General features: G+C 45.9%; 12 protein-coding genes. 8 read left to right on the forward strand and 4 right to left on the reverse strand.

Going from position 1 to position 13,621, the window contains the following annotated elements; translation table 11 throughout:
- Positions 1-328 precede the first annotated feature (328 nt).
- The 3 genes from RAC90_RS13125 to RAC90_RS13135 all read left to right on the forward strand — a co-directional run bounded on the left by RAC90_RS13125 (position 329) and on the right by RAC90_RS13135 (position 3,367).
- Entirely contained in the window at positions 329-1,615 is a 1,287-nt protein-coding gene (locus tag RAC90_RS13125; RefSeq protein ID WP_375124421.1) for an MFS transporter, read from the forward strand.
- A gap of 239 nt (positions 1,616-1,854) precedes the next feature.
- Entirely contained in the window at positions 1,855-2,481 is a 627-nt protein-coding gene (locus tag RAC90_RS13130) for a LysE family translocator (RefSeq protein WP_375124423.1), read from the forward strand.
- A 403-nt stretch (positions 2,482-2,884) separates the two neighbouring features.
- Positions 2,885-3,367, forward strand: a complete 483-nt coding sequence (locus RAC90_RS13135) for a hypothetical protein (RefSeq protein ID WP_375124424.1) — start codon at positions 2,885-2,887, stop codon at positions 3,365-3,367.
- Positions 3,368-3,477: 110 nt separating this feature from the next.
- Here RAC90_RS13135 and RAC90_RS13140 read toward each other — a convergent pair whose 3' ends face one another.
- Complete coding sequence (locus tag RAC90_RS13140) at positions 3,478-3,885, reverse strand: hypothetical protein (RefSeq protein ID WP_375124425.1); 408 nt, start codon at positions 3,883-3,885, stop codon at positions 3,478-3,480.
- Between the two features lie 2 nt (positions 3,886-3,887).
- Positions 3,888-4,202, reverse strand: coding sequence for a hypothetical protein (locus RAC90_RS13145; protein WP_054688202.1), 315 nt, complete (start codon positions 4,200-4,202; stop codon positions 3,888-3,890).
- Positions 4,203-5,171: 969 nt separating this feature from the next.
- On the opposite strand from RAC90_RS13145, the gene RAC90_RS13150 reads away from it, so the two are divergent.
- The 4 genes from RAC90_RS13150 to RAC90_RS13165 all read left to right on the forward strand — a co-directional run bounded on the left by RAC90_RS13150 (position 5,172) and on the right by RAC90_RS13165 (position 7,133).
- On the forward strand, positions 5,172-5,498 hold the full coding sequence (locus tag RAC90_RS13150) for a SymE family type I addiction module toxin (RefSeq protein WP_164482900.1): 327 nt from the start codon (positions 5,172-5,174) through the stop codon (positions 5,496-5,498).
- Between the two features lie 76 nt (positions 5,499-5,574).
- Positions 5,575-6,366, forward strand: coding sequence for a phosphotransferase family protein (locus tag RAC90_RS13155; protein WP_375124426.1), 792 nt, complete (start codon positions 5,575-5,577; stop codon positions 6,364-6,366).
- A 144-nt stretch (positions 6,367-6,510) separates the two neighbouring features.
- Positions 6,511-6,741, forward strand: a complete 231-nt coding sequence (locus RAC90_RS13160) for a hypothetical protein (protein WP_058702141.1) — start codon at positions 6,511-6,513, stop codon at positions 6,739-6,741.
- Positions 6,738-7,133 carry an Imm63 family immunity protein gene (locus RAC90_RS13165; protein WP_375124427.1) on the forward strand — a complete coding sequence of 132 codons (396 nt, stop codon included), beginning with the start codon at positions 6,738-6,740 and terminating at the stop codon, positions 7,131-7,133. Before RAC90_RS13160 ends, RAC90_RS13165 begins: the two co-directional genes overlap by 4 nt.
- Positions 7,134-7,600: 467 nt before the next feature.
- Here the strand turns inward: RAC90_RS13165 and RAC90_RS13170 are convergent, their stop codons facing one another.
- Positions 7,601-8,611, reverse strand: a complete 1,011-nt coding sequence (locus tag RAC90_RS13170) for a hypothetical protein (RefSeq protein WP_375124428.1) — start codon at positions 8,609-8,611, stop codon at positions 7,601-7,603.
- A gap of 113 nt (positions 8,612-8,724) precedes the next feature.
- Positions 8,725-12,246 (reverse strand): AAA domain-containing protein, encoded by a 3,522-nt coding sequence (locus tag RAC90_RS13175; protein ID WP_375124429.1) that lies wholly within the window; start codon positions 12,244-12,246, stop codon positions 8,725-8,727.
- 1,177 nt (positions 12,247-13,423) lie between these two features.
- Here RAC90_RS13175 and RAC90_RS13180 point away from each other — a divergent pair.
- The coding region (locus tag RAC90_RS13180; protein ID WP_375124430.1) for a hypothetical protein at positions 13,424-13,621 on the forward strand (198 nt) is incomplete at its 3' end.

The following is a 13,621-nucleotide window of genomic DNA, read 5'->3' on the forward strand; positions in this document are numbered from 1 at the left end:
TGTTGTCAAAAATAATAACCCCCTCGAAATATGCCATTTTTACGTTCGTTATAGCAATACTGCATAGTTAACCCACCTCAAGAAACGAACTGGCATCAAACCAGCGAAATGTTGAACGTTATACGCTTCACACTATGACTAAAAAGAGATTGAGTCAGTATTAAAGACTGCGCTGGCTCAATCATTACTCTTCTCCTTCTGATACAGAATCGCCACCAGTTACTCAGCTGAGTTAATTCATTATTTATCTCCGCTGGCTGAAAGTTTTCATTTCACTTTATGAGCAACACGAAATGAAAATCTAAAACATAACAAGACTGGAACAATCATGAAAAAAATAAAACATTACAGATGGCATATGATCTTACTGGTGTGCTTTATTACGATCATTAATTACCTTGTTCGTACGGCGTTAGGTGTGGCTGCACCGACCATTATGAAAGAGCTGGATATCAGCAAAGAGCATTACTCCTGGGTGGTCAGTGCCTTTCAACTGGCTTATACGATTGGTCAACCCATCGTGGGCTATTTTATTGACACCATTGGCCTCAAACTGGGCTTTTTTCTCTGCGCCATGATATGGGGCGTGGCCACGCTGATGCATTCGCTGATGGGATCCTGGCAGGGCCTGGCGGCGGTGCGCGCGATTATGGGCTTCAGTGAAGCCTCTGCGATTCCGGCTGGCGTCAAAACCGCCTCCACCTGGTTTCCGGCGAAGGAACGCGGCATAGCTACCGGCGTATTTAATATGGGCACCTCGTTCGGAGCAATGCTGGCACCGCCGCTGATTGCCTGGTGTATCCTGTTTCACAGCTGGCAGTTTGCGTTCATTGTGGCAGGCATATTGGCGATTCTGGCCGCCTTCGTGTGGCTGTTCTTTTATAAAGATCCCAAAGAGGCCAAACGACTGTCGGCAGAGGAACGCGCCTATATTGAAAGCGGACAGGAAAAACACCTTCATACCACGAAGAAGGAGAAGACCTCGCTTGTGCGTATCCTGAAGCAGCGTAATTTCTGGGGCATCGGGATCTCACGGTTTCTGGCCGATCCGGCCTGGGGCACGATCAATTTCTGGGTGCCGATCTTCTTTGTTGAAACCCTGCACTTTAGCCTGAAAGAGATTGCGATGTTTGTCTGGCTGCCCTTCCTGATGGCCGATCTGGGATGTCTGGCCAGCGGCTTTGTCGCGAAGTTCCTGAACGATCGCGGCATCAGCCTGATTAATTCCCGCCGTATTACCTTTACGATTGGTGCCGTTCTGATGACCACTATCGGCCTGGTCAGCGTGGTTGAAAACCCCTATGTTGCCGTCCTGCTGATCAGCATCGGCGGTTTCTCCTATCAGTTGCTCTCGACCGTCGCTTCTACGCTGGGTGCCGATCTGTTCAGAAAAAACGAGGTGGCCACCGCGGTCGGCATGGCGGGTGCCTGCGCCTGGTCCGGTCAGTTGATCTTTAATCTGTTTATTGGCGCCTTCGTCAGCATTATCGGCTTTGGTCCGTTCTTCGTTGCGCTGGCGGTATTTGACCTTATTGGTGCGGCGGCACTGTGGGGATTGATTCGGGAGCGGAAGGAGGCCGATGAGGGAGAGGCCGGGCTGGCGGCATCGCATTAACGCTTCTTTTGTATTACTGAGAGGCATGCTGCATGGCGTGCCGCTTTTCTCTTCTTCTAAACGCAGAGAATACTGCATCCTTCCCGTAAAAAAACGCTTCAAGGAACTGATTGAATCATGGAAAATTTCCTCATCCTGTACGGAGAGATTAAGACGTGCGAACGACGACAGATAATAGTGGTCTGGGCGAATTACAGAAGTTATGTTAATGCATTCTCCTCTCAGCTCAGGGATGCGATATGTGGGATATGTCTTCGTTTTTAGCTGCCTTACTGGTTTACGCCATCGGCACCGCCTCGCCTGGACCGGGCAATCTGTCTATTGCGAATGCGGCCATGAATGATGGCCGTCAGGCCGGACTGATGTTGGCAACTGGCGTCATCTCCGGCTCCCTGTGCTGGGGTTTGTTAACCGCCTTTGGTGTCTCTGCCATTTTGGTTTCCCACCACGGTTTTATCGTCTGGCTAAAACTGCCCGGCGCGGCCTATTTGCTCTGGCTGGCGTCAAAAGCCCTGCGCAGTGCCTTTCGCCCTGGCGACCTGGCGACACGTCCCGCCCGATCTCACACGCGTTTACGCGGCTACTATCTGCAAGGCCTGGGATTGCACCTTACGAATCCCAAAGCCGCCCTGACCTGGTTCACCGTCACCAGCGTAGGCCTGACCCGCAGCGCCCCACAGTGGCAGAGCTATGTTCTGGTTGCCACCTGCGCGCTAACCGGCGTGATGATATTTGGGCTGTACGCGCTGATTTTTGCTTCGCAAACGGCGGAGACATATCTCAATCGGGCGCGGCGCAGTTTTGATGTGATTTGTGCGGGGTTTTATGCGTTGGTGGCGGTGGGTTTTGTGGTGTCGCTGAGGTGAAATCAATTACGTGCCGTCACAAACCGTCTGAACACTTTAATAGTAATGATTTAGATAGATATAAAGCAGAATTTACGTGCGACTCAAATCAGGTTTAACGCTTTGATTAAAGAGTGGTATGGGGAAACAGTTTAATGCCAATGCGCTGTTGACCTTTAAAGTGAAACGGATTGCCCCGGTGATGTAAAACGTTAAGACACGCTTTCTTGTCGACAAAAAATCAGGAATCCATGGCAGACCGTCACTGCAGGGTTGTCATTAAGGATGGAGCCGGCCTTATGCTTTCATGATTTTAGTCTGCCATTGGAAAAAGAGCGTCCCCCATTCGCATTGAGAATGCGTTGCCTTGCTGCACGCAATACGATGTGATGAATTCTGAAAAAATCGAAAATGACTGATAAAAATGGAATCTGACGATTCTATACCTTACCCTCAAGCATTAATCTTTTTTAATGTTAATGGAGTAATAACTGTGTTTAGTAAAGATCATCGCCTCGAAATGCACATCGATAATGGCATGTTTAACGGGAAAACGGTTTATATCCATTACACATCTAAGGAAGGATTTGATGCGATAAAAAGTCAGAGAAAAATCTCATCAAATCCAAATCCTGACCGCAGAGGGACTAAGGCCAAAAGTGGGGTTTATCTGACCTACGCTAAAGATGCTATGAACGGCAGGGATGCTCACGTCTCACTGTTTCTCGGCGCGGAGCGCTATGTTTTGAGTGCTATGTATTGTATCGTTTTTATTTTCAATAGCCCTCGTCATCTTGAAACTCACCCTATTTCTTCTACAAGCCCAGTAACAGAGGTTATTTCATTGCAAGATATCCATTTTCATCAGATAAACATCATCTACGATGGTCAAAATCCTTTTATCTGATTTACACAATATCTGCCTACGATTGGCAGTGGGCAATATAATACCGGGATGGCGGGGGGGGAAACACCTGTGACGTCGTTTATTAGCACATCTCCCTTCTCTTAACTGTATCACTTTTGCCACATGAACCCGCCTACTATCACCAACGGAAGACCATGAAAGAAGATAATAACCAGCTCAGGATCAAGCCATACATAATACGGGGTAACTATGAGCATGCCCACACCAAAGCCCGTCATCTGCAACAAGGTCATCAGGCTAAAGACCGGCAGTCTCAGCGTGTCCGGTTCGCGCTGAATAGGTGAAATCAGACACACATCCGCAATGCCATCACCCATGCCCGCCACAATGATGAACGCTAGCGCCATATTCAATGCTGTCTGCTGAAAGGTGGCAATAAAGCCCAGAGACATCAGAGCTGCACCGATAAAGAACAGCCTCTCGATACCTGGCCCCAGGTGATGACGTGATAAAGAGCTGGCCAGCCGCGTACCTAAAAATTTACCGCTTGCCCACACGGTCAGCCGCGCTGAGCCCGTCTGAAACGCCAGGCTTTGTAAGTGATAACAGGCGGCTGAGAGAATGCTGCAACGGCAGCGCCACAGGCCAGACCGATAGCACCCGGGATAACCGATTGGGCTGAGCCAAAAACAAGCAGGATAAAGAACACGACCAGGCAAAATGTCACGGCGACAGCAGCAATAATAAAGCGTCGGGCCAGGTCGTTAATAGCTTCGCCCAGTGTATCGCCAGAGCGTTGTGAAATGTTTTTTATTCTGCCCAGCTCACGTGACGTGAAACCGGCCTGCATAAGGGTTTCTTCGCTGACTTTCATTTTTTATCCTGACGTTAAGTGCGTTACGGGTCTGTATACCAGATTATCAAGAGAACGGCGACACAGAGCGATAAAGTAATAACGGAGCCTAACTGCGTCTTTGTAGTCATCAACATACTTCACATTTGCAAAGCATTCTGCGTAATTACAGGATTATCCGAAAGGATTTCAATATCAGGCGAAGAGTGTACCGCTCTTGCTGTCCATCTGACTTCAGCTATTTGGCTGCGGGCCGGATAATAGAGGTTTAATAACCATTTCGATGATTTCATCTATTTAAAAAGGCAGATGCGTTTTTCACTGCAAATATCACGCTGGACAACATACTCCGGCATGCAGGCAATCCCAGCCCCTGAAAGCACCGATTTTCGTAACGGCGTACGGTCACAGACCGCAAGCGATTTGGGAATGTTGAAAAAGTGACATTCGTTAGTGATCTCATAAGCCCAGTCATTGCTGCCGGTCAGCAAGCTGGCATCAGTAAGTATTGCGGTAAGGCAACGGTCACGAACGGCTCGGCGATAAGATTACGCTTCACCAGCGGAAGCGCCTGATCCTGTGGCTAGCTAAGGCGTTAACAGTGCCGATGTGGAAATTGTTATGGAGCTCCCAGGAGAGTGCAAGGGGCTGATGAAGGATTTCGGAGTCAGGGTTTGGTGACGCGGTGAAAGTCCCGGAGGCGGTTTAGGCAAGGGCCACAGAATAGCGGATTGACGCTGAGGACGCGTGAAATGGTCGGGTATTTCCCCCTTCTTTTCGCCACTATCAGAATTCAGATCTGCCACTAAAAATGATGGATTACGTTGCGATTTGCGTGAAATTTCTGCGTACGCTTTCGCAGTTTGCTATTTTCACTCTCGCTGCGTTTTCTCCTGCCTGTTTAAATATTCCAGTCATTTAGCGCGATACGGATGTGGGGCAACACATCCGCATCGCTGATCACAATCACTATTAACAGGAATAGTAATCATGACTGCCTTCGATTGTATTTCAGGCCACACTGAACCTAAAGCATCAAACTATACCCAGCGCTATGCGACCGTGGGTTATGTGACCCGCACTCCAAATTATCGCCGCGTTCCAGCGATTACGCTGAAGGGCTGCTGGTTAAAAGAAGCGGGTTTTCCGATTGGTGTGCAACTGGATGTGAAGGTCACCTGGTGCCAGATTATTATAAGCTTCAAACCCAGGGACGTGATAAACGGGACGCGGGTGGGATCGATTAAGGATCTGGCTTCGCTATCCGTGCAGCAGAGAAAGCGGGTGATGAAGGCAATTGGGCTGACTGAGTGGTAAGAGGTTGAGGGGGCTTGCTCCTGCGGAGGTGGGAGCAGGCTGTATTCGTTACGCTTAGAGTAAATGCAGAATTACTATGACTGACGCCGATTTAGCGAAAATGGGTAGTGCCTGCGTAAAACGCCTTGCGGATGAAGATGGTAAGGCCTGTGCCATTGAAAAAGCGCCGGTAAGCGAGGTGGAATATGCTTTCTACCGCGATGCCGCTCCCCTTCTGGCCCAGCATGGCATTCTGACGCCCGTTGTGAAATCAGCCTGCCACGAACAACGAAAGCTCATACTCGAATATATTCCTGAACCCATCCAACAAGACGCTGTTACAGGCGATGCATTCCTTTCCGTTCTTGCACGATTACATTCTGTACCGCGTGATCCCTCATGGACGTTCAGCACACATCGGTGGGACGAGGCAGCACTGGAAAGCTGCCTCGATCTGCTTCGCCTGCCTGCAGAGGCGGAACGGCAGCTTCGGGCAATGCACAAGCACAGCAATGTGCTTTTTGAACCGCATTGCGTGATCTCCGGTGATACCAATGCAGGTAACTGGCGAAAGAGAGAGAATGGCGAACTGGTGATGTTCGACTGGGAACGCTTTGGCCTGGGTAGCCCGGCGATAGATTTAGCGCCTTTGGTCAAAGGGATGGGAAGAGAAGAAGACTATCGGGTGATAGCGCGACGCTATTGTCAGTTGAATAGCAGGTTTAATGCGGATGTGCTGGCGAAAGAGATCGCCCTTGCTAAAGCGTGGATTGTGAATGAGGTGGTGCTGATATTGAGTGAGCGGGGAAAGCCGGAACTGGTGAAGTATTTGGGATGGTACGGGGAGGTGCTGCCTGAGTGGTTGGCATCATCGAGATTAGACAACTAGCCATATCTTAAGCAAACTGAAGAACGCAGGGTTGGCACTGTACGTGTTAGCTGATGCCACAAAGGTCTTTGCATTAATTCTGTTTCACTCGTAAGAGATTCAACGTATAACATATTGAATGAGTGATATAGAGATGAACATAAAATGGCTTTCGTATTCATTCCTGCATTAGTTACCTTACTCGTATCAAAAGAGAAAGAAAAAGGGCTGGCATTGACGAGAAATGGAGTTGAAGCCATTCATGATAATGCCACTGCAATCACGTTGCCTGAAGATATCGCATTCAGTATGGTGGAAAGTCGAGGGTATAATGACATGGAGCCAGAAGATGTCTGGAATGCCCGGCAAGCGTTTAAAAGTAACATCACACAATGAAAACTATCGAGGAATTAAGGGCAAGCCTTCTTAAAATTGGTGAACAACTTGGCGGCGGCATCAGGCCAAATTATTACTTCACTATCCCAGACCAACCCGATGGTGTAGGCACCCCCTATCTGGAGATAGGCGGGGAAGTATACCATTTTGTGGCTAGTGAAAGAGGGATCGAGTTTAATCGAAAATCGACTCTTGATTATGAAGACGTTCTTTACTGGTTCACTGACGATGGCGTTAGGGCTTTGGCTTCTGAGTATGCTGCATCAAACAAAAATTCGAATGAAGAATTCAGAATCTTATATTTTCGAAAGCAATTTTATCTGATGCTTTCAGTCAAGCCTGAGTGGGCCACAAGAAAAAAGAATGAAATAAAGCAGATTCTCATTAGTTAATCACCCTGCTCGACCCTGCGTACGGTTCTACAAAAATTCTTAACACATGATAAGAAAGAATCCATTTAATATCAAACATTTAACTTGTCGATTAAGATCAGAACACCGCCAAAAGAAATTAGGAACACAAAACATCCAAAGCTCAATAAAAAAATATTAAAGAAAGGAATCATCCATCGCATCAATTCAACATTACTCTCATCAACAAAATGATATGCCTCGCTGTTTTTATCCAGGAAAAATATACTTTTATTTTTTTTAAGTCTGATAAAGAAATATGCCATCGTGGCAGCACCAAAGAAGCCAATCATACTGCTGTAAAGATATGGAGCAGGAAGCGTATGTTTTTTCTGATAAAGACCAATAATCTCATAATATTTCCTTCTGTTTATTGCGTACAGAAGGACTGACAGGACGAAGCATGAACAGGCAAAAAGGATAATTAGAACAACAAGATTCTTCATTTATTAAAGGCCAAAATGTTTATATAAAGCATCCATTCCCAAGTCAGCTGCGTAACCACCAGCCATACCACCAGCAACTGAGCCAACCGCTGCGCAAGCCACGCCACCAACACCTGCAGTTGCAATTCCAATAGCCGCACATACCCCCAAGCCAGCAAACGTACCTAAGGCCCCGCCACCATAGCCAACAGCTGTAGTGCCAATAAACTTTCCATATTCTTTAAAAGCAGTTCTTTCACATTTGTTCTCTCGGCCCGTCGTGCAGCTTTTGACCACTTCATTTGTGCTGTTCGCAAAAGAAAAACCAATACCAATGTAGCCGCCGCTTTTAAGAAAACGTGCAGCTTTGGCAGCATTCCCCACGAATGTGGAATAACCCGGTATTGCACCAATACCAACGGTAGACCACTCGTGAACTATTGAACGGCTAGAGAGGTTTAATGCTCTACGGATGTCTTCATATGGTTTGAATTTAACCGAATAGCGGATAAGAGATTTCAATAATGGCTTGTTAACCAATTCTTTTAATTGATTAAAGAGTTGATTACGCTCTGCAAAAAACTGCTGACTAATCAGCGTTCCTTGTGTACGAAATTGATTTTGATAACTTGCCTCAATCTTTTTCAGTATTTGCTCAATTGAAGCAAAATACTTTTCTCCAACGTCACTGGTTATGCCGAAGATTTTGTCACCTGCGCTTGTAATGCCTGCGATAAGTCCATAATATTTGTGCAGATACTCAGCTTCATCATTCCTGGTGCCGATCAAAGCTTCATTCGTTTTTGACTTAGCCTGTCTCAATGCAGCCAGAGCGTTAAGTGTTAAATGTGCCGGTGTATCAGGGTCTGCAACAATCAAAATTTGCCCTGGCTTTAACCAGGGCGTGTCAGCATTCATCTGCATAAACATCTGAGCGGCCGGAGAATGGACATTGTTGAAAAGTGATCGTGCCTGAAAATCCAGGGAACCCGGCAGATCTACTACACAATATCCAGGTGCAATATTACGTGCCATTTCCATATCCTCCATCCGCCTGAAACTAGTGAGACTTTATGATAAAACTCAAACATCATCAATTCATAGAGTAACGTTATCATTCACCAAAATGATATGAAATGGCTCAACTTTTATTCCAGTAAGCGTTGCTCCAGATTGGAATAAATGATCTTAATTTCATTTTTTAAAGCATCACCGACATACACCATCGATGTGTCGTAACGCTTGAAATTCTTATCACGAGATGCACTAAACCAGTTGAATGAACCGACACACAAGAGGCCTTCGTCACCAATGACTACTTTACTGTGTATGCGGTCAACAAGTCTGGTTGATATACCGAGTTCTTCTAGCTTTCCAAGAGCTTCATCAAGGCGCTGCCGTTTTTCTATCCGCTGATCATAACTGGAAGCCTGGGTATTGAAACTCTTGTCTGTCACGACTGTGATATCAATTCCGCGGGAAAGAGCACGTTTCATTGATGCCAGAAATCCGGTTTCTTCCAGCTTATGCCAGATTAACCAGGGAGAGACAATCGTGATGCTTTTCCCGATTGAGTCAAACGTCTGGTTAAGAAAGGCATCATGCTCTTCTGCCCCATGTAGTGTAGAAATCTGTGTTTGAGCAGTACTTAAATCCGGGCGTTTTTTGAACTCAAACTGCAGCGCATTATTTGCGGAAGCAAACAGGTATTTCGCCAGTAATCCTCTGGGCGAAGAGCCCGGCTGGATCTCGAAGAGGTCCATATCTCCGAAGACCAGAAAACTGTCCTTAGCCCGGGAAACGGCAACGTTCAGCATGCTGCTGTCACTATCAATAAATCCGCCATCTTCGTGCTTCGAATATACAGGTGAGAAAAGCACGATGGATCGTTCTGCCCCTTGCAAAGCGTGCACAGTTCCTACCGTCAGGGAATTTTCATCACCACTACAATTAATATCCTGGTTGCGTAATGATGACTTTATGGCATTAACCTGTGCAGAAAATGGCGTCACCACACCCACCACTTTATGTATCGGTTTTCCGTAATGCGCCTCGATTTCGACTTTATGAATCGCAAGCCAGGCCGCTATCGTTTCAGCCTCAAAGGCATTATAGCGACTTCCACCGTTTGCCTTTACACCTTTGCCATCAATGTGGAGATAACCCATCGCAGGAAAAATCGTTTCCTTTTCCTCGCCTCGTTTTGGCTGCAACTTACCGTGATAACAAAGAGCGTTACAGTAGCCAATAATATTGTCGAAGCAACGTCGATGCTCATACAGGTACATTCCGCGGGCAAAGTCAGGATCGTACTTATAGCGTGAGTTAAACTGAGCCACTTTCATAACACTGCCTGATGCAGCACTTTTTCCTGACTCACTCATTAAGATATAGGCTTCAGTAAGCTCCTCTTGCGTACTGCCGTGAAGGATATTCTCCTCCATCATGTTACCTATATCGATGCCTGGCAGGCTGTTCCAGATAGGGGAAATTTGTTCTGTATCACCAATTACCAAGGCTTTTTTAGCCAGTGCGAAAGACGCTGCAGCAACCTCAGGGAGGACCTGCCCCGCTTCATCGACAATCAGCAAGTCGGCAAAATTGTATAAATAGTTGTCGTCAAATTTCTTGTTGCCGCCAACAAACTCACTGGTCTTCATATGGCACGGCAACATGTAGCAAGTCATCACTACACAAGGCGTGAGTTTCATTCTACGCTGCCAGCGTGCCTTAACACTTTTTGCCCCAGAACGTTTTTTTTCTTTTTGAAGATTATCAATCCCGTCCATATCCATTAGCCAGCGGCCTTCCCAGTAATGGGTTGCCAGTAAGAACGCAGGGAAACGGATCCCTGTATCCGCCAGCTCATCCGCTTTGGACAAGGTCACTTCATCTGCATCTGAGTGCCCTAATGAATATGTCAGCTCGCGCCAGCGCTGAGATGCTTCGCTTTCGCGTCTGGAGATGTCCTGGGCTAGTTCGATCTCCTTTTGGTAACCCACCTGTTCTTTAGACGCTTGGGAAATTAAACCTTCTATAAATGCGTCAATATCTTCAGGCAGTGATCCCTTAAACTCCACCATTTTTGCGCCAAACGTCTCTTCTAAAAAGAAGTTCATTTGATAGTGACGTTTAGTGCGAACGACAGGTAGCCAGGAGAAAAGCGCATATAACACGGACTCATTCGCACGATATTGCTGCCACTGCTTTTTACCTTGATTCAAAAGCGTGATGTCATTCGTACTGTTAAGCAGTAACGCATTTTTATCTTGAATATACAGGTCGAGATCTTCGCTGATGGCATCCCGCTCACGGCGAACCGCATTCAGCCTGTTCCATGCCGGCTCGATTTGCTTAAGCTGATGAGACATCTCAGTTAAACGCTTATGCAAAAGATTTATAGCCTGCTCTGGTGAACTGCATTCCTCGTTCGGAAACGCCGCCTTTGCCTTCTCCAGATAAAAAACTCTGGCGTCTTCAACATATTCGAGGGATTCGATACGATTAAAAAAATCTTCCGTCTGGTATTTTTTTACAGCGTCGGCTTTTTGAGTGGAAGACGGATAAAACGCGCCAAAACTTGTCACGTCGGGTAACCAACGCCCCGCCATTACCCCGGTACCAGAACCAAAATCTTTACCGAACGCTTCAATGATGTTGGTTACAGCCTGGTTATTGGTCGACGTAGCAATAACTACAGGCGGTTCACTCTTATTAAGCGCAGCCCTGGCCCATTCTGTAGCAATAATGGAAAGCACCAGCGTAGTCTTACCGGTTCCCGGAGGACCGTTAACAGCGAGTATATCGCCCGGTTGCTGAGTCAGGTAATGACTCAAAGCATCACGTTGTGCCAAAGCCAGCGGAAATGTATCGCCAGAATGCCCAAGACGCTCGCTAAACATGGCGTTGTCAGGCAGAAGTGATTCTAATGGGGGCATTGCATTAGAGGCAAAGCGCGATAACAACGGCACTTCTTTTTTGCTCAGCAGCAGATGGTCATACATAGGCAGTATATGTATGCTTGCCCCGCCAACCCGGTTAGCTTTGATTATATATCCATATTCAGCCAGTTCATATTGCTCGTGGGATTCAATCCATTCTTTAGCAACGTTTTGAAGAAGCTCTTCTGACTCTTTACGATATTTTTCCCATAGGTTCTTGTATCGTTCATATCGCTTTTCACGCTGCTCATCCGTTTCCGCGTGGTGTTCATGTTCATCATCCACGCCAAAGGTGGTTGAGTCATGTGTTGTTCTGTATTTGTCATATTGCGCCATCTCACCGACTGAAAATGTACCTTTGGGAAGTGGCTCAAGCAGGTCACGCGGAATGGTCGTCGGCGCGTTGGGAAACAAAAAACCTTCGCGGTTCAGGAGAGCAGTAGTGACCAGTGGCGTGACGAACTCTGGTGCGCCTACAGTCCGCTCTTTGCCATGCTTCAACAGCCGGATAAATACCCGAGGCCGTAACAGCACCTCAACGGTTTTAACGTCTTCATCTTCATTCTCAAAAAACGCACGGACTGTTTCATCCTTCAGCCTTGCTGAGTTAATGTTCGTCCATCTGGTGAATGGCTCTACATCTTTACTCGCAAAAGCACCTTTGCCCGACTCTGCATCAGCCAGAGAGTTACGCCAGTATGAAGTGAATCCTTTAGTGTTACTGTCCATCCCGCATCCCGCAACTTAAGTCAAATTATTGATTTGATAGATATAAACGCACCTTATGATTAAGCATTGTCCACGATGTGAGCACGAGTGCAATGATTTGTTTGCGGTATGAACATATAAAACTTATTTGTCCAAAACGCCCTTTAAATTTGGCTGATCTAACCAGAGCATGACGCGTACTATGATCTGGACAAAATTCGTTTTATCTTTTCTGCTCTTTTCTTTATAAATTTTGATATACGGTAAGCACAGAATATCGAACGTGAGGATTATAAATTTCCTCGAAAAAAATCTGTATTTATTAATCAAGGCAGAGGATAAAAATTAATAAAATGAGTTTTTCTTTTATATTTCCCCCTTAAGATTTACAGCCTAAAATTTTTTGGCATTGCTCTTCATTTTTTTAACTTCCACTAATGTAAAATAAGAAAATCCAGTTACTCAGCTCACGATCCTAACGGGCCCCTCTGAACTACACAGAGTATAAAAATCATGGTACATACTGAATTAAAAAAATAGAAAGTCTTCAAATATGAATGGTGCGAAGGCCGGACTCGCACATAAAACTTAACCTCATGATTTAAAATAGATAATAAAAAACAATTTCATTTTATACCAACACAGATACCAACACGAAAATTCATTGTTCTTGGGTATCGAACCCGGACAAACATGACTGAGTTGTATTAGCTCAGATTTGACCTGACAGTGTTATGGCACAGATCTCAACCTAATCTGACAGGCAGCTCCGTGTCAGAAGCGGAAGTGATGACCAAGTTTAAGCATCATTCTTGGCTTGTATGAGAATGGCACTGATCTGGCGGTCAGTAATACTTCATCGCTTCATCGAAATGCCCTAAAACCTTAGATTAGGAGAAAGTTCTATTTATGCCAGCTACGATTTTTTGGGAGGATTACCTTACCGCTAAATAAACCGAAAATCGATGCTGGACAATCTCTCACTCGGTGGTCAATTTTTGTTGACCACTACATAATGGTCCTCCTGATGCATCTGATGCATCAGGAGGACCATCCTTAGGCACGACAAAACCTGTGATACTTACCGTGGATTCCTCAATGAAGGAAAGGTAGTATAGCTATTTTGGGTGATACATACAGTGAATGTCATTGCTGTAGTTGAAGTGAGTAAAAGCGCTTACGATTAAGTTGAGAAAAAATGAAACTACTTGATAAAAAGTATTATAACCTCGAGCCCAAATATGAGTACCTTAAGGACTCATTTATTTTAGGACTAGCATGGAAAAAAACAGATAGTTTTGTAAGAACTCACAATTGGTATGCAGATATTTTAGAGCTGGACAAGTGTGCGTTTGATATTAGTGATGAAGTCACTAATTGGTCAAACGAGATCTCA

It is taken from the genome of Pantoea sp. CS_6 (assembly GCF_041954745.1).
In the GTDB taxonomy this organism is placed as follows: domain Bacteria; phylum Pseudomonadota; class Gammaproteobacteria; order Enterobacterales; family Enterobacteriaceae; genus Pantoea; species Pantoea stewartii.